The sequence below is a fragment of the Streptomyces sp. NPDC002276 genome (assembly GCF_053891435.1).
This window is the reverse complement of record NZ_JBSFCQ010000001.1, coordinates 468,198-483,838: the sequence shown is the minus strand read 5'-3', so window position 1 is coordinate 483,838 and position 15,641 is coordinate 468,198. Positions and strand designations below refer to the sequence as shown.

Annotated in this window: 15 protein-coding genes; 5 read left to right on the top strand and 10 right to left on the bottom strand. The window is 70.7% G+C overall.

All coding sequences use genetic code 11. From position 1 onward, the window contains the following. Positions 1-18: 18 nt before the first annotated feature. From ACWIHT_RS02260 to ACWIHT_RS02240, 5 genes are read right to left on the bottom strand one after another with little or no spacing between them, the layout of a single operon-like run. A complete protein-coding gene (locus ACWIHT_RS02260; RefSeq protein WP_456163472.1) occupies positions 19-1,167 on the bottom strand; it encodes an acyl-CoA dehydrogenase family protein in 1,149 nt (382 codons plus the stop codon). Beyond that, positions 1,164-2,015: an acyl-CoA dehydrogenase family protein gene (locus ACWIHT_RS02255; RefSeq protein WP_456163470.1), complete on the bottom strand. Its 852-nt coding sequence runs from the start codon at positions 2,013-2,015 to the stop codon at positions 1,164-1,166. Before ACWIHT_RS02255 ends, ACWIHT_RS02260 begins: the two co-directional genes overlap by 4 nt. Further along, the gene (locus tag ACWIHT_RS02250; RefSeq protein WP_456163468.1) at positions 2,005-2,976 is read right to left on the bottom strand and encodes an NADPH:quinone oxidoreductase family protein; all 972 of its coding nucleotides are present in this window, start codon (positions 2,974-2,976) and stop codon (positions 2,005-2,007) included. The genes ACWIHT_RS02255 and ACWIHT_RS02250 overlap by 11 nt, the downstream gene beginning before the upstream one ends. Next, on the bottom strand, positions 2,973-3,995 hold the full coding sequence (locus tag ACWIHT_RS02245) for a phosphotransferase family protein (RefSeq protein ID WP_456163466.1): 1,023 nt from the start codon (positions 3,993-3,995) through the stop codon (positions 2,973-2,975). The genes ACWIHT_RS02250 and ACWIHT_RS02245 overlap by 4 nt, the downstream gene beginning before the upstream one ends. Further along, positions 3,992-5,272: an acyl-CoA dehydrogenase family protein gene (locus ACWIHT_RS02240; protein ID WP_456163464.1), complete on the bottom strand. Its 1,281-nt coding sequence runs from the start codon at positions 5,270-5,272 to the stop codon at positions 3,992-3,994. The genes ACWIHT_RS02245 and ACWIHT_RS02240 overlap by 4 nt, the downstream gene beginning before the upstream one ends. 145 nt (positions 5,273-5,417) lie before the next feature. Between ACWIHT_RS02240 and ACWIHT_RS02235 the strand changes: the two genes are divergently transcribed. Continuing rightward, complete coding sequence (locus ACWIHT_RS02235; protein WP_456163462.1) at positions 5,418-6,083, top strand: TetR/AcrR family transcriptional regulator; 666 nt, start codon at positions 5,418-5,420, stop codon at positions 6,081-6,083. Between the two features lie 84 nt (positions 6,084-6,167). Continuing rightward, on the top strand, positions 6,168-7,229 hold the full coding sequence (locus tag ACWIHT_RS02230) for an NAD(P)H-dependent amine dehydrogenase family protein (RefSeq protein WP_456163460.1): 1,062 nt from the start codon (positions 6,168-6,170) through the stop codon (positions 7,227-7,229). 51 nt (positions 7,230-7,280) lie between these two features. Here ACWIHT_RS02230 and ACWIHT_RS02225 read toward each other — a convergent pair whose 3' ends face one another. From ACWIHT_RS02225 to ACWIHT_RS02210, 4 genes are all read right to left on the bottom strand, one after another. After that, positions 7,281-7,802: a MarR family winged helix-turn-helix transcriptional regulator gene (locus ACWIHT_RS02225; RefSeq protein ID WP_456163458.1), complete on the bottom strand. Its 522-nt coding sequence runs from the start codon at positions 7,800-7,802 to the stop codon at positions 7,281-7,283. Between the two features lie 80 nt (positions 7,803-7,882). Continuing rightward, positions 7,883-9,496 carry a carboxylesterase/lipase family protein gene (locus ACWIHT_RS02220; protein ID WP_456163456.1) on the bottom strand — a complete coding sequence of 538 codons (1,614 nt, stop codon included), beginning with the start codon at positions 9,494-9,496 and terminating at the stop codon, positions 7,883-7,885. Beyond that, entirely contained in the window at positions 9,477-10,220 is a 744-nt protein-coding gene (locus tag ACWIHT_RS02215; RefSeq protein ID WP_456163454.1) for a polysaccharide deacetylase family protein, read from the bottom strand. The genes ACWIHT_RS02220 and ACWIHT_RS02215 overlap by 20 nt, the downstream gene beginning before the upstream one ends. Then, entirely contained in the window at positions 10,217-11,716 is a 1,500-nt protein-coding gene (locus ACWIHT_RS02210; protein ID WP_456163452.1) for a glycosyltransferase, read from the bottom strand. Before ACWIHT_RS02210 ends, ACWIHT_RS02215 begins: the two co-directional genes overlap by 4 nt. A gap of 129 nt (positions 11,717-11,845) precedes the next feature. Here ACWIHT_RS02210 and ACWIHT_RS02205 point away from each other — a divergent pair, with 129 nt between their 5' ends. The 3 genes from ACWIHT_RS02205 (at position 11,846) to ACWIHT_RS02195 (ending at position 14,466) form a co-directional block, all read left to right on the top strand. Next, positions 11,846-12,271, top strand: coding sequence for a BlaI/MecI/CopY family transcriptional regulator (locus ACWIHT_RS02205; RefSeq protein WP_456163450.1), 426 nt, complete (start codon positions 11,846-11,848; stop codon positions 12,269-12,271). Positions 12,272-12,275: 4 nt separating this feature from the next. Then, complete coding sequence (locus tag ACWIHT_RS02200) at positions 12,276-13,295, top strand: M56 family metallopeptidase (protein ID WP_456163448.1); 1,020 nt, start codon at positions 12,276-12,278, stop codon at positions 13,293-13,295. A 235-nt stretch (positions 13,296-13,530) separates the two neighbouring features. Then, positions 13,531-14,466, top strand: a complete 936-nt coding sequence (locus tag ACWIHT_RS02195) for an alpha/beta hydrolase fold domain-containing protein (RefSeq protein ID WP_456163446.1) — start codon at positions 13,531-13,533, stop codon at positions 14,464-14,466. A 75-nt stretch (positions 14,467-14,541) separates the two neighbouring features. On the opposite strand, the gene ACWIHT_RS02190 is transcribed toward ACWIHT_RS02195, so the two are convergent. After that, positions 14,542-15,621 (bottom strand): Ldh family oxidoreductase, encoded by a 1,080-nt coding sequence (locus ACWIHT_RS02190; RefSeq protein WP_456163444.1) that lies wholly within the window; start codon positions 15,619-15,621, stop codon positions 14,542-14,544. Positions 15,622-15,641: the final 20 nt, after the last annotated feature.

Here is a 15,641-nt window from a genome sequence, read left to right as displayed (position 1 = left end):
TCGGCTCTCTGAACGGCTCTATCGGGGCAGGCCGAGGATGCGCTCGGCGATGATGTTGCGCTGGATCTCGGAGGTGCCGCCGGCGATGGTCCCGCCGAAGCTGCGCGCGTACCGCTCGAACCAACTGGCGGTGAACGACCCCAAGTTCATATGGGTGTACGGCCCGGTCTGCACCGGATGCAGCAGCGCCTCGGTCCCGTGGTGTTCGAGTGCGTGCAGTTCGGCGCTCTGCGCGGCCTCGGAGCCGAGCAGCTTGAGCACCGAGATCTCCACCGGGTTCCGGTCGGCGCCGAGCAGCCGGTAGCCGAGCAACCGCAGTGCCTGGACGTCCATTTGGAGCGTCGCGTACCACTCCTCGTCGCAGGGCGAGTCCTGGATCAGGCCGTCCATCCGCTCGGCGTAGTGCACCCAGAGCAGGGTCCGTTCGTGCCCGAGCGAGCCGTTGGCCACCCGCCAGCCCTCGTTGAGGGGGCCGACGAGGTTCTCCTTGGGGACGCGGACGTCGGTGAAGAACACCTCGTTGAAGTCGAGGTCGTCGGGTGCGGCGATCGAGCCGAACGGCCGTCGGACCACGCCTTCGGAGTCGGTGGGGATGAGCAGGACGCTGATGCCCTTGTGCTTGGGGGCGTCGGGGTCGGTGCGGACGAAGGTGAGCAGGACATCTGCGTCGTGCGCGCCGGAGGTCCACACCTTCTGTCCGTTGACGACGAAGTGGTCGCCGTCGAGGACGGCGCGGGTCCGTAGTCCGGCGAGGTCCGACCCCGCTCCGGGTTCGCTCATGCCGAGCGACGCGGTGATCTCGGCCCGTAGGAGCGGTATGGCCCAGTCGCGTTTCTGTTTCTCCGTACCGAAGGTGAGCAGGGAGGCCGCGATGATGTTGAGGCCCTGCGGGTTGAAGCTGTGGTAGATCCGCCGCCGGGACAACTCCTCCAGGTGGGCGACGACTTGGGGCAGGGTGGCGTTGCGTCCGCCGTACTCGGGCGGCTGGGCGGGGAGCAGCCAGCCCTCGTCGAAGAGGGTGCGCTGCCAGCGGCGGGCCCAATCGGGTATGTCCGCGCTGGACTTGGAGCGGGCGGTGGCCTCTTCGGGGGTGGGCAGGTGGGTGTCGAGGAAGGCGCTGAAGTCGGCGCGGAACTTCTCGATCTCGGGGTCGGGGGCCAGCCTCATACCAGCAGCGCCTTCCTGTGCTCGGACGCCGTGCCGAGGAGCAGGTCCCCGGCCTTGGCCCGTTTGAGATGGATCTGTAGTTCGTTCTCCCACGTGTAGCCCATGGCGCCGAAGAGCTGGAACCCGTTGCGGAAACACACCCGTTGGCAGTCTCCGGCGGCGGCCTTGGCCATCGCGGCGGCCCGGCCGCGGCGCGGGTCGTCCTCGGCGATGGTGAGCGCGGAGAAGTAGGCGAGCACTTTGGCGCGTTCGATGGCGACGTACATGTCGGCGGCCTTGTGCTTGACGGCCTGGAACGAGCCGATGGGCACGCCGAATTGGTGCCGTTCCTTCACATGGGCGACGACCAGGTCGAGGATGCGCCGGCAACTGCCGACGGTGCTGACCGCCAGCCCCATCAGGGCCAGGTCCGGTACACCGGCGACCAGGTCCGGGGCGTCCACCCGGGCGACATGCAGGGTCGGGTCGAACACGGAGAGCCGCTCGGCCGCCAGGTCCTTCCCGTCCCGTACGACCACGCCTTCGGAGGTGAGAAGGGCGATCTCGTCCGCGCGGTCGGCGTCGAGGACGAACCGGCCCTCCCCGTCGAAGACCCCCGTGCCCGAGCCGCGCGGCAGCCGTCCGGCCAGCGGCGCGAACCAGGTGGCGGTGGCGAGAAAGGGAGTCGGGTCGGCGGCATAGCCCAACTCCTCCAGCACGATGGCGAGTTCCACCGGAGGGGCTTCGAGCCAGCCCAACTCCAGGTAGGTGTCCCAGAGTTGGTCCTCGGGCAGCGATCGTGACCTGGTGACCGTTTCGCGGACCACTCGCTGGAGCAGCCGCTGCTCGTCGTCGAACTCAAACTCCATGCGCGACCTCCAGAAGGACCTTGCCGATGGCGCGGCGCCCCAGGCCGAGTGCGGCGGCGACTTCGGTGAGTGGATACACGGCGTGGACACGGGGCCGGATCCTTCCGGCGGCGAACAGTCCGTGGAGTTCGGTGCGGGCGGCCACCAGGTCGTCCCGCTGATGCCGCGCCCAGCCGCCGAGGTCGAAGCCGTGGACGCTGACGCCTTTGAGCATCGGGAGGTTGAGCGGGATGCGCGGGATCTCCCCGCTCGCGAACCCCACGCTCACGAACCGTCCGCCCCAGCGCATCGCCCGCAAGGCCTCCTCCGCGTACGGCCCGCCGACCGGGTCGATCACGACATCGGCGCCGCCCGCGTCCCGCAGACTCCGCTTCAGATCGTCGTACGGCAGGGTGACGTGCGCGCCCTGCTCGGCGCACACCGCCCGCTTCTCCTCCGTCGAGGCGACGGCGACGACCTCCGCGCCGAGCAGTGCGGCGAGTTCGACGGTGGCGAGGCCCACCCCGCCCGCCGCGCCGAGGACGGCGACCCGCTCGCCGTGCTGTACGTCGGCGACCAGGCGGAGGGCGTCGAAGGCGGTGGCGTGGCTGACCCCGAAGGCCGCCGCGCGCTCGGTGGGGATGCCCTCCGGGATGCGGCTCAGGCCTGCCGGGCGGGCGGTGACGCGTTCGGCGAAGGCGCCGACGAACATCGAGCCGAAGACCCGCTCGCCCTTCTCGAATCCGTGCGCGGAGGCGGCGACCACACCGGCGAACTCGCTGCCCGGGGTGAAGGGCGGCTCGGCCTTCACCTGGTAGGCGCCGTCGATCACGAGGACGTCGGCGAAGTTGACGGCGGCGTAGTGCACGTCGACCGGGATGCCGCCGTCTTCTTCGGTGAACTCCGGGTCCGGGAAAGGCGGTTCGGGGATGTCCTCGACGACCACCGGGCCGCCGACGGCGTTGCAGCGGGCGGCTCTCATAGCCGGGTCGTGGCGGCGAGTTCGGCCGCCTGGGCGGCCATCTGTAGGACGACGTCGCCGTAGTGGGCCATCTTGGGGTTGCCGCCCTCGCCCTTCACATGCCGGGCGTAGCCGCCCTCCAGGACTACGGCCATCTTGAAGCGGGCGAGGATGACGTAGTAGTCGATCTCGCCGACGTCGCGTCCGCTGACCTTGGCGTAGTGCTCCAGCAGGTCGGCGCGGTCGGGCATGCCGGTGTAGTCGACGTAGCCCTTCTGGGTGCGGTCCTCGTCGGCGTCCGGCCAGCCCATGATGACCCAGCCGAGGTCGAGCAACGGGTCGCCCACGGTGGCCATTTCGAAGTCGACCAGGGCCGCGAGTTCGGCGGGCGCGCCGTGCCGGAACATGACGTTGGCGAACTGGTAGTCGCCGTGGATGATGCCCGGTGTCCAGTGGGCGGGACGGTGTTCCCGCAGCCAGGCGGCGGCCTTCTCCAGGCCGGGTATCTCACGGAACTTGAACTTGGCGAGGTGGGCCAGCCAGCGGTCGACCTGCCGGTCGTGGAAGCCGTCGGGCCGACCGAAGCCCTCAAGCCCCTGCGCCCGCCAGTCGACGTTGCCCAACTTGGCGATGCCCTCGACGAGTTGGTACGCGAGGCCGGGCCGCAGGGACAGGTCGCTGAGGAACGGTTCGGGCCAGCCGCCGGAGTTCATCGGGGACCAGCCGTCGACGTGCGCCATGAGGTAGAAGCAGGAGCCGAGCACGCTCGTGTCGTCGCACACGGCGATCGCCTCGGGATGCGGAACGTCCGTGCCGTTGAGGGCTTTGAGAACACGGTATTCGCGGAGCATGGTCTCGTTGCGCCCCGGCGGAACCTTCTCCGGCGGTTTGCGCAGCACCATGGTCACCTCGCCGCGCCGGATGCCGTAGATGTCGTTGGAGGTGCCTCCGGAGATGTACGACGTCTCGACGGGTTCGCCGGGGGCGATGCCCTGGTCGTCCAGCCAGCGGGCGAGGGATTCCGTGTTGGCGAGCGTCACAGCAAGTCCTCCAACTGCTTCCGGGCCCATTCGCGGCGGGTGGGCAGGTGCTGGGTGGGCCACAGGCCGGGGGCTGCTTCGTAGCCGCGCAGGACGTCACGGGCGACGGTGATCTTGTGGACCTCGGTGGGGCCGTCGACGACGGCCATGACGGCGGCGCCGTTCCACATCTCCGAGAACGGCATCTCGTTCGAGACACCGAGGGCGCCGTGCAGATGCATCGAGCGGTACACGATGTCGTGCAGCACCTTCGGGGTGAGGAACTTGATGGCGGCGATGTCCTTCCGGACCCGCTTGTAGTCCTGGTACCGGTCGATCTGCCAGGCGGTGTGGAGCACGAACAGCCGGAACTGGGCGAGTTGGGCGTAGGAGTCGGCGATGTCGGCGCGGACGAGTTGCTTGTCCGCGAGCCGTTCGCCCTGGGTCTCGCGGGACAGGGCCCGCTCGGCCATCATGTCCAGCGCCTTCTGGCTCTGGCCGACGACCCGCATCGCGTGGTGGACGCGGCCACCGCCGAGCCGGGTCTGGGCGATCGCGAAGGCCTGGCCCTCGCCGCCGAGCAGTGCGTCGGCGGGGACGCGGACGCCGTCGTAGGCGATGAGGGCGTGCATGCCCTCGTCGGTGGCCTCGCCCATGATGCCGAGGTGTCGCTCGATGCGGACGCCGGGGGTGTCGCTGGGCACGAGGAACATCGACATGCCCTTGTAGGGGCTGACGTCGGGGTTCGTCACGGCCATCACGATGACGAACTTCGAGGTGCGGGCGTTGGAGGAGAAGAACTTGCGGCCGGTGATGACCCAGTCGTCGCCGTCCCGTTCGGCGCGGGTGGTGAACATGGTGGGGTCGGCGCCGGCCTGGGGTTCGGTCATGGAGAAGCAGGAGAAGCACTCGCCCTCCAGCAGTGGCTGGAGGTAGCGCTCCTTCTGTTCGTCGGTACCGTAGCGGGCGATGATCTCGGCGTTCCCGGTGTCGGGGGCGGCCGTGCCGAAGATGACGGGGGCCCAACTGGACTGGCCCAGAATCTCGTTGATGAGCGCCAGCTTGACCTGGCCGAAGCCACGGCCGCCGAGCTCGGGGCCCAAGTGCGGTGCCCACAGGCCCTCGTCGCGGACCTGTTGCTTCAACGTCCTGACGACGGGGCCGAGTTCGTCGTCGAGCGGGTGGTAGGCCCGGTCCGGATACAGCAGGTCCAGGGGTTCCACGCGCTCGGTGCGGAACCGCCTGATCCACTCCAGCTTCTCCTCGAACTCCGGCTCGGTGGAAAAGTCCCATGCCATGTCAGACGAACCTCCTGCCAACCCGGACTGATGGCGGTGAGAATATCATTCTCATCTCACGCAAGTAAGGGTCTCGAAACTTGCAGTGCGGTCTTCGGTAGGGGAAGCCGGAGTGTTACCGCTGAAGTGGAGTATCGTTCTTCATGTGACAGCTGTCCCCGAAGAACAACCAGCCTGGCGCCAGCGCGCCGTTGAGCGTTCCACCCGTGCCGCCAAGCTCCGCGCCGAACAACGTGTGCAGCGCTTCCTGGACGCGGCGCAGGAACTGATCGCGGAGAAGCGGACGACGGACTTCACCGTCCAGGAGGTCGTGGACCGCTCCAAACAGTCACTGCGCAGCTTCTACCAGCACTTCGACGGCAAACACGAGTTGCTGCTCGCGCTGTTCGAGGACGCGTTGTCCAAGTCGGCCGCCGAGATCCGTGAGACCGCCGGTGCCCAGCCGGATCCGCTCCAGGCGCTGCGGCTCGCGGTGGAGATGCTGTTCGAGCAGTCGCTCTCCAACCCCGGTGTGGAGCGCCCGCTGTTCAGCGACTTCGCGCTGCAACTCCTCGTGAAGCACCCCTCGCAGGTGGCGACCGCTCATCTCCCCCTGCTCACGGTGTTCACGGAGTTGGTCGAACAGGCCGAGGACGCCGGTGCCATCCCCGCCGGGAAACCTCGCCGTCAGGCCTCGATCCTGATGCAGACGGTCATGTTCGTCGCGCAGGGCAACGGCGTTCCGGCCGGGAGCCATGCCGCGGCGGTCAGCGCCGAGGAGGTCTGGCAGTTCTGCCTCGGCGGCCTCTCGGGCGTCCCGGTGCGCAACTGACGGTTCTCCGCGCACAGTTGATGCGTAATTGACGCTCTCCGTCGCGGAGAGTACGGTTCTCGCCCACCGAACGGGAGGTGGGCGATGACCGAGCCGCTACGGCATGAAGTGCAGCGCTACCGGGTCGTGCAGTGGGCCACGGGGAACATCGGTGCCCGCACGATGCGTGCCGTACTGGAGCATCCGAAGCTGACCCTGGCCGGCGTGTATGTCCACACGCCGGCCAAGTCAGGCCTGGACGCGGGCGAGTTGAGCGGTGGGGAGTTCGGCACGACCGGGATCCTCGCCACGCACGACATCGACGAGATCCTGGCGCTCGACGCCGACTGCGTCCTCTACACCCCGCGCACCTGTGACTTCGACGAGGTGTGCGCGCTGCTCTCGTCGGGTGTGAACGTCGTGTCGACGCGCGGCGAGTTCCATCACGCGCCCAGCCTCGACCCGGTCACGCGGAAGCGGATCGAGGACGCGTGCGCGGAGGGCGGGACCTCCGTCCACAGCACGGGCAGCAGCCCGGGATTCATCACGGAGGCCCTGCCGATCGTCCTCACCTCGATCCAGCGGCGGCTCGACGCGCTGACGATCGACGAGTTCGCGGATCTCTCCCCACGGGACTCCCCCGGGCTGCTGTTCGAGGTGATGGGCTTCGGGCAGCCCCCCGCCGAATTCGGCGAACAGCGACTGACCGGACTGCGCGACAGCTTCGGCCCGTCGTTGCGACTGCTGGCCGAGTCGCTCGGGACACCGCTCGATTCGGTGGAGGCGACCGGAGAGGTCGCGCTCGCCCGGCGCTCGACCACGATCGCGGCGGGCACACTGGCGGAAGGAACGGTGGCCGCGCAGCGGATCACGGTTTCCGGTCTGCGCGAAGGCCGTCCCCTGCTGCGGTTCCGCGCCAACTGGTACTGCACCACCGACCTCGACCCCGCCTGGGATCTCCGCTCCACGGGCTGGCACGTCTCGGTCGAGGGGGACGCGCCGCTCGACATCGACCTGCGCTTCCCCATGCCCCTTGACCGGATGGCCGCGATGTCCCCCTCCTACACCGCGAACCGGGCGGTCAACGCCGTGCCCTTCGTCTGCGCGGCGGCCCCCGGAATCCGCACCACGGCCGACCTGCCGCAGATCGTCGCCGACCTCGGTTGAGGGCCGACCTCGGTTGAGGCCGGCGCGATCCCCACCCAGTGCTCAAGACGGTCAGGCGGTGGTCGCCCGTGCGGCGGCCTCCGGCTCGACCTCCTCGTCGATCGCGTAGGTCAGGAAGTCGTCGACCATGCGGTGGAACAGCGTTGCCAGTTGCTGGAGTTCGTCCGTCGACCACTCCGAGAGGGCCATCTGCATCCCGCGCGCACCCGCGTCCCGGACGCTGGCGACGGCCTTTTCGCCGGCCTCGGTCAGCTCGATCCGCTGGGCGCGGCGGTCGTCGGGGTCGGGCACGCGGGTGACGTAGCCCGACTTCTGCAACTGCTGCACCGTGCGGGTCACATGCGAGGCCTCCACCCCGAGGCGGTTCGCCAGCTCTCCGGGGCGCAGCGGCTCGGAGTCGGCGACCTGCCGCAGCAACGCCACCGCCGCACGGTCCAGCGGCACACCGGCGAGGGCCATGAGCCGGTCGTGCTGGCGGGCGCGCGTACTCAGGTAGGTGATCCGAGTGAGGGCTCGCTCGATCTCGGTCACCTCCGGAGAGGCGGGGGCGGTGGGGACCGGAGGTGTGGACATGAGACCCACTTTACCATATTGTTGCGTAACTCAAGTAAGTTACGGCGTGCGTTTACCCCGTCTACGGCGGAGAGAGTACGTCACCCGCAGGTCACCATCGGCATCGACGTCACCAGGGCTTCTGACTCGCGAAGAATCGCCCGAAGAAGTCCACCTTGGCCGTGTCCGCCAGCGTGAGCGGGCCGAAGCGGTCGCCGAGTTCCATCGTGGTCGCGAAGCGGTGGTTCGCCGCGGGCCAGCGGGTGAGGCCACGGCCGTTGGGGTCGCCATGGGTCGCCGTGGGTCGCGAAGTTCACCACGTAGTCGGACAGGGTGTCGGCGACCGCGCGGTCCGCGTCGGTCCAGGGCAGGTTCGTGGCGTAGAGGTTGTCGAAGACGTCGTTGATCTCCGAACCGTGGTAGGCGCCACGGGAGTTGGCACCCCCAGTAGTACGTGAACACCGGGCTCTTGGCCATCCTCGCCCGCTCGGCCGCCCACGGGCGGCGGGGTAGAGGGTCAGGAACTCGTCGGCGAGAGTGCCGTATTCCTTCTGGGCGGCGGCGAGGTAGTCGGCGAGCTTCACGGTCGGGCTCGGGGAGGCGCCGTTCTCGTCCTTGTTGCCACCCGCCAGTACCGGTACGTCGTTCAAGTGGCCGCCCGCCAGGGCCTGTTCGTACGTCCACGGCTTCACCCAGCCGTCGAGGACCGGGCGGAGCTCCGGCGGGTTGCCGTTCACCGGACCGCTGACCGTGGTGTCGTTCGCGTTCTGACCCACCATCAACTTGTCGCTCGCCACGGCCCGGAGAGCGTCGAGCGAGGTGGCACCGAGCCCGGTCGCGCGGGCACCGCCACTCTCCGAGATCGCGCCCTGGAACAGGCCCTTGGCGAGCGGGGAGTAGATGAGGTGCATCACGGAGGCGCCGCCCGCCGACTGCCCCGCGATCGTCACCCGGTTGGGGTCGCCGCCGAACGCGGCGATGTTGCGCCGTACCCAGCGCAGGGCCGAAATCTGGTCCAGGAGACCGTAGTTGCGGGACGCCTGATGGCCGGACTCGGCGCTGAGTTCGGGGCTGGCGAGGAAACCGAACGCCCCGGTGCGGTAGTTGAGGGTCACCACGACCAGGCCCTTCCCGTCGAGTCCGGCGCTGTCGAAGCCGGGGTCGGAGGCGTAGCCGCCGGTGAACCGGCCGCCGTAGATCCAGACCAGGACCGGACGCTTCTCCCGTGAACTCGCGGCTCCGGTCCAGACGTTGAGGTTGAGGCAGTCCTCGCTCATCGTGACCGCCGCCGAACTCATCGTCTGCTGCGGGCAGATGTCCCCGAAGGTGTCCGCGATGCGCACGCCCGTCCAGGAGTCGGCCCGTTGCGGCGGGCGCCAGCGGTTGGCGCCCGCCGTGGTCGGCGCGTAGGCAGGCCCTTGAACACGGTGACGCCGGAGACCAGGGAGGCCACGCCGGACACCTGGCCGGTGTCGATCCGGAGCGGACCCGTCAACGGGGTCGCGGAGTTGGCGCGGTCCGCCGCGTCGGCGCCGGTCGCGGTGCCGACGAGTGCGGCCGTCGCGGCGGCGGCCAGCGTCCCGTTGAGGAAGGTCCGGCGGTTCAAGGCGTTCGAAAGCATGGGGGGGGCTCCCTGGTCCAGGTATTTGTGAACGTAAATTCCCTCGACCGGGAGCGCCAACAATATTGTCAACTTCAGAGCGGATCCACAGCATGCTCCCGCAGCGGGCCCACGGACAGCCCGCGCATCGCGCAGGTGTCGAGGATGCGGGGCACGGCGCCGAGGGTGGCGCGCCAGGAGCCGGGGGCCGAGGTGCAGTCGGAGTCGTGCAGCAGGATCGTGCCGCCGCCGCGCAGGTCCTCGGTGACCGTGCGGTGGACCGAATCCGGTGTGGCGCGGGCCCGCCAGTCCTCGCCCCAGGCCGTCCACAGCACCGGCGTGAGGTCCAGGCGGCGGGCCGCGAGGTGGGCGGGGGTCGACATCACGCCGTAGGGCGGGCGGAAGAGCCGTGGTGTGCGGCCGGTGAGGTCGCCGACCGTGTCGCGGGCCCGGGCCAGGTCGTCGTGGGTGGCGCGGGGGCCGCGCAGCAGGAGGGGGCGGTGGAGCCAGCCGTGGACGGCGATCTCGTGTCCGGCGGCGGCGATCTCGCGGACCAGGCCAGGGGCGCGTACGGCCTGGTTGCCGAGGAGGAAGAAGGTGGCGTGGACCCGGCGCTCGTCGAGCAGGCGCAGGAACAGAGGGGTGGAGAGCGGGTCCGGTCCGTCGTCGAAGGTGAGCGCCACGTGGTCGGGTCGGCCGCGGCCGGAGAGGCGGGGCATGACGCGGTTGCGGAGGGGGCCGTAGGTGGAGAGGACGGGGGCTGCGTACGCGGCGGCGAGGAGGGGGAGCGTGGGGAGCGCGGCGCGGGTGGCGGTACGGAGGAGGCGGGTGGCGGTCATGAGTGGCGCCCCTTGGCGTGACCATCGTGACCTTCATGGTCTTCGTGGCCTGCGTGCCCCTCGTCGTGTGCGTGGTGTGCGGGGCCCACGTCGTCGAGGTCGAGGTCCTGCCCTATGGCGTGGATGAGGCGCGGGCCGCCGTCGGTCGTGGCGACGGCCGTGCCGACCGCGCCCGCCCAGACCGTGCAGGCCAGGGCGGTGGTGATCGCGAGCCGCAGGGCGGCCGGACGGACCGCACGGGTCCGGCGGACGGCGATCGGGGCGACGGGCCCGACACCGGCCCGGCAGACCCGTACCGTCTCGGCGGCGGGGCCCCGGTCCGCGTCCTGGTGTGTTTCCGCGCTGGTTCCGCTGTCCGGGACTCCGCCCGCGAACAGCGCGAGCCCCGCTTCCCGTTGCAGCAACCCGCGCGGGCCGTCTATCAACTCGCCCAGCACGTGCTTGAGTTGGGCCGGGTCCCGGATCCACGCGGCGACGCCCGCCTGGTCGAGGGCGGACGCGTTGGTCAGTCCGTGGCCGGGTATGCAGCCGTAGCTGGCAACGGGCAGGCCCGCGGCGAAGGCCTCCAGCGAGGTCAGTCCGCCGGCGTTCTGGACCAGGACGTCGGCCGCGTGCATCAGGCCGGGCATGTCGTCGACCCAGCCGTGGACGTGCTCGATGCCGTCCGCGCGGAGCTGTTCGGCCAGTTCCTCGTTGCGGCCGCAGACCACGACCGGTACGGCCGCGCCGCAGTCGCGCAGTTCCCGGGCGACCTGCCGGACCGGGCCCACGCCCCAGGAGCCTGCGACCAGCAGGGCGAGCGGGGCGTTCGGGGGCAGGCCGAAACGGGTGCGGGCGGCGGTGCGCTCCGTCGCGTTCACGGGGTGGAAGCGCGGGTCGGCGACCGGGCCGCACACCCGGACGTCGCGCGCGCCGGCGGCCCTGGCCTGGGCGGCGGGCACGGCGTGCAGCGCGAGGTGCACGTCGACGCCGTCGGCCACCCACAGCGGGTGGACGGAGAAGTCGGTGAGGTAGGTGAGGACGGGCACGGTGAGGCGACCGGCCAGGCGGAGGCTGCCCAGGACCCGGCTCGCGCCCGGGTACGTCGAGACGACGGCGCCCGTGTCGGCGGGCAGGGCGCGCAGCAACCGTGCCTCGGCGGAGCGCAGCAGGGCGCGTGCGACGGGGCCGCCGCCTCCGGCGCGTTCGGTGCTGCTGTAGATCCGCTGGTAGAGCCAGGGTGTCCGGACGAGCATGCGGTGGTAGCCGTCCCGGACGAGTCGGCCGAGCCGGGCGGGCAGCACGTCCAGCAGGTCGAGCCGGTCGACCGTGAATCCGGCCGCGATCAGGCGCCGTTCCAGCTCGGCGGCGGCGCCGTCGTGACCGGCTCCGACGCTCGCCGAGACGATCACGACCCGGTCGGCCGCCGACGGGCGGTGGGGCGGGGTCGTCTGCCGGGGGCGCAGGGTGGCGACCGCGAGGGCACGCAGATGCACCGTACTTCCGAGGTGGGGCATGGGCTTTTTCCTCCGCAGGTGGAGTGGAGCGGCGAAACTCTACAACATGTAGTAGGTGACGTCGTACAACATGTAGTAGGTCGGCGGGTAGGCTGGGGCGCCGAGCGGTGGAAGGCGGTGGGGTGAACAGTGCGCGACCCGAAGAGCGACGAACCCGGCGCGACGTCCGGCAGGCGGGCGCGCGGTGAACTGGAGAGCGGTGTTCTCGCCGCGCTCTACGGGGCCGACCAGCCGCAGACCGCACGCCAGGTGCGGGACGGGCTGCCGGGCGATCTGGCCTACACCACCGTGCTGACGATCCTGTCGCGCCTCTACGACAAGGGGATGCTCGTCCGGCATCGCGCGGGCCGCGGGTACGCGTACGCGCCCGCCCGCGACGAGGCCACGCACACGGCGGAGCGGATGCGTTCCCTGCTGGAGCACGGCGCCGACCGCGAGGCGGTGCTCACCCGTTTCGTCTCCGAACTCTCCGAGGAGGACGAGCAGTTGCTGCAACGCCTGCTCTCCGGGCACGACGGGCCGCAGCACACCGGCCGCGCCGACGAAGGACCGTGAGCCGGTGCTGATCAGCGTCTACGTCCCCCTTCTGATCACCATGGTGATCGCGGTGTTCGCACCCCGCGCCGCCCCTCTGCTGGCCCCGCGCCCGGCGGCCTGGTCGCTGGCCTCCGCCGCGCTGGTGGCGTCGCTGGGCTGGCTCGGTTCCCTGGGTCTGCTGGCGTTCGCGGGCCTTGTGCAGATCCCCGAGGTCGCCGAGGAGGGACAGTGGTCGGTCGCCGCCGTACGGGCCTCCGACCCCGTCTACCTCACGGTCGCCGGGACCGCCGCACTCGCCCTCCTCGCGTCCGTGGCAGGCCTCGCCGTCGCCACCGCACGTCAGCTACGGCACCTGCGCTGGGCCCGCCGCGAGTGCCAACAGCTGCCCGGTGACACGGAGTTGGCCGTTCTCGACATGGCGACACCGGAGGCCTTCGCGCTGCCGGGGAAGCCGGGGCGGATCGTGGTGTCGCGCGGGATGCTGCGCTGTCTGGGCGATCGCGAGCGCGAGGCGCTGCTCGCGCACGAGCGGGCCCATCTGCGCGGCCGCCACCATCTCTTCCAGACCCTCTGGCGCCTGTCCGCCGCCGTGAATCCGCTGCTACGACCGCTGTCCGCCGCCGGCGGTTTCGTTCTGGAGCGCTGGGCCGACGAGGAGGCCGCAGTGCGTGTCGGCGATCGTACGGTCGTCGCCCGTGCCGTGGGCCGGGCGGCGCTGGCCACCTCGGCGAACCGGTCCCGCCCGGTGCTGGCCGCGACCGGCGGGGCGGTGCCGCAGCGGGTGCGGGCGCTGCTGGCGCCGCCTCCCCCGCGCCGGGCGCTGCCGTTCGTCGCGAGCGCGGCGCTGCTCGTCGTGTGCTGCGCGAGCCTGGCCGATGCGGCGACCGACAGCGAGCAGATGATCGAGACCGCACAGCACGCGGCGTGCGTGACGGCCCAGGCGGCGGCCCCGTCGGCTGCTCCGGCGGCTGCTCCGGCGGTCCCGCAGCACGGGCCCTGCTGTGAACACGGACACCTGGACGAACCTGTCCGACACCACTGACCGGTGCGCGACCCCCGTCCCCGCCGGGGGTGTCCTGCGAAAGTGTGACACTGGCACGAGTAAGCGACACACTTTTTCAAAGCCCCACCCACCCCCCTCAACGGCGCCGATCACCGCATCCGCCCGGAATGCACCCGTGTTATCGTCGCCCTAGCCATCATCAGGAATCCTGTCGATCGATCCCGGGCGACCGGTCCGCACTCACCCGTCGCGCGCACTCCATGAATGGAGCGGAATGTCTGTTCTGGCCCGGCCGACGGTGGCCGCCTTCGCCGCCAAGTCCCTGCAACGCCTCTCCCTCATGGCCGACCGCCGCCCGAGCGGGCGCGGCTCCGCCGCCGCCTCGCATCAGCGGTTCCCGCAATTCCCGCGCGACACACGAGAGTTGACCATCCCGAACTCGGTCGCCCCGGCCCGCGCCACGGTGTATCTGCCGGCCGGTGAAGGTCCGCCTCCGCCGGTGCACGTGAACTTCCACGGCGGTGGATACGTCGTACCGCTGACCGAACTCGACGACCCGCTGTGCCGTTTCCTCGCGGCGGAGGCAGGTGTCGTAGTGGTCAACATCGACTACGTCGTCGCACCGCAGCACCCGTTCCCCGCGCCTCCCCGGCAGGCCTTCGAGGTGGTCCAGTGGATCGCGGAGCACGGGGCCGAGCAGGGCTGGGACAGCGACCGGCTCACCGTCGGCGGACAGAGCGCCGGGGGCGCACTCGCGGCGGCGGTGGCCCGGCGGGCACTGGAGGAGGGCGGTCCCTCGATCGCGCTCCAGGTACTGCACTATCCGCCGCTGGACCTCGCGACCAGCGCGAAGGACAAGCGGGCCGCCATCGCCAAGCCGCTGTTGCGGCCCTGGATGGCCGAGGTCTTCGACTCCTCCTACGTCCCGGATCCGAAGATGCGCGCCGACCGGTTGGTGTCGCCCGCCCATCCCTCGGACACCACGGACCTCAAGGGCATCGCACCGGCGCTGGTCGTCACGGCGGAGAACGACCTGCTCAAGGCCGAAGGCGTGCGCTACGCCGACCGGTTGCGTACGGCGGGCGCCCTGGTGGAGTACGCCGATGTAGCCGGAGCCGACCACGGCTACGACGGCACGGACGACGAACGGGCGCTGGAGACCTACGCCCTGATCGCCCGTCAGGTACGGCACGCCGTGAAGACCGGCTGAACTCCCCTCGAAAACAACGCACTTCGCCGACCGTCTCCCTTCCCCCTCTAGGACGGTCGGCGAAGTGCCGCTTGGTCACGCGGAGGGCACCGGCTCCGGCGGAGTGAGGCCGAACTTCCCTGCCGCCTCGGTCAGTTCACGCCACACCTTGGGCGCGACAGGAATGCCCTTGGCTCCGCGTCCCTCGGCGACCGCCGCGCTGCGCTCGCCGGGGTAGAAGACACCCTCGACGCCGTCCGCCGGGGGCAGTTGCTTGAGGGCGGCCAGCGTCGCGTCGACCGCCTCGGTGAAGGCGGCCGGGTCACCGAAGGCCGCCGGGTCCAGGGCGATGAGCAGCGCGTTCTGGCGATGCTTGCGGCCCTGCGGGTCGTCCGAGTGGAACGCGGCGAAGATCGGCGCGCCGACCAGCACACTGGTGAGCAGTTCGAAGGCGAGGGACATCCCGGAGCCCTTGGCGCCACCCAACGGCAGTGGCATGACGGCCAGTTCGGGATCGGTGGTCGGGGTGCCGTCGGCGGTGGCCGCCGCACCCTCGGGCAGCGGGGTGCCGCTCGCCTTCGCCTGGCGGATCTTCCCCAGGGCGATGGTGGCGGTCGCCATGTCGAGCAGCAGCGGGGCGTGCGCCTGGGCCGGTACGGCGATGGCGAGCGGGCTGGTCGCCACGGCCGCGCCCTTGACGCCGGTGTAGCCCATGTTGGGCATGCCGGCGACGTAGCCGATACCGACGAGACCCTGTTCGGCGATCTTCGACACGTAGTAGCCGATGGCGCCGGTGTGCACGGTCCTGCGGACCCCGACAGCGGCAACTCCACTGATCCTGGCCCGGGTTACCGCCTCGTCGGCGGCCACGCTGAGCGCGACCGGGCCGGGGGCACGGTCGGCGTCCAGGACGGCTGCGGCCGGGGAGGTGGACTCGATCTTGATGTCGGCGTCGGCGTTGGCCACACCCTTGGCCAGCAGCTCCAGGTAGGCGGGGACGCGGGCGATGCCGTGCGAGTCGACGCCCCGCAGCGCGGCCCACACGAAGACGTCGGCGGTGGTGCGCGCCTGCTCGGCGTTCAGGCCGCCCTTCTCCAGGAGGGCGGCGGAGAAGGTGCGCAGGTCGTCGGCGGCGACAAGTACCTTGCCCGGCTTGGGCGTTGCGGTGTCGGACATGGTGGCGGAAGCCTTCCTGG

Excerpts from the sequence above, each read along its gene's own strand:
- ACWIHT_RS02210 (WP_456163452.1), bottom strand. The coding sequence starts at position 11,716 with ATGCCCCACCTCGGAAGTACGGTGCATCTGCGTGCCCTCGCGGTCGCC.
- ACWIHT_RS02215 (WP_456163454.1), bottom strand. The coding sequence starts at position 10,220 with ATGACCGCCACCCGCCTCCTCCGTACCGCCACCCGCGCCGCGCTCCCC.
- ACWIHT_RS02255 (WP_456163470.1), bottom strand. The coding sequence starts at position 2,015 with ATGGAGTTTGAGTTCGACGACGAGCAGCGGCTGCTCCAGCGAGTGGTC.
- ACWIHT_RS02220 (WP_456163456.1), bottom strand. The coding sequence starts at position 9,496 with ATGCTGTGGATCCGCTCTGAAGTTGACAATATTGTTGGCGCTCCCGGT.
- ACWIHT_RS02230 (WP_456163460.1), top strand. The coding sequence starts at position 6,168 with ATGACCGAGCCGCTACGGCATGAAGTGCAGCGCTACCGGGTCGTGCAG.
- ACWIHT_RS02195 (WP_456163446.1), top strand. The coding sequence starts at position 13,531 with ATGTCTGTTCTGGCCCGGCCGACGGTGGCCGCCTTCGCCGCCAAGTCC.
- ACWIHT_RS02240 (WP_456163464.1), bottom strand. The coding sequence starts at position 5,272 with ATGGCATGGGACTTTTCCACCGAGCCGGAGTTCGAGGAGAAGCTGGAG.
- ACWIHT_RS02190 (WP_456163444.1), bottom strand. The coding sequence starts at position 15,621 with ATGTCCGACACCGCAACGCCCAAGCCGGGCAAGGTACTTGTCGCCGCC.
- ACWIHT_RS02260 (WP_456163472.1), bottom strand. The coding sequence starts at position 1,167 with ATGAGGCTGGCCCCCGACCCCGAGATCGAGAAGTTCCGCGCCGACTTC.
- ACWIHT_RS02225 (WP_456163458.1), bottom strand. The coding sequence starts at position 7,802 with ATGTCCACACCTCCGGTCCCCACCGCCCCCGCCTCTCCGGAGGTGACC.
- ACWIHT_RS02250 (WP_456163468.1), bottom strand. The coding sequence starts at position 2,976 with ATGAGAGCCGCCCGCTGCAACGCCGTCGGCGGCCCGGTGGTCGTCGAG.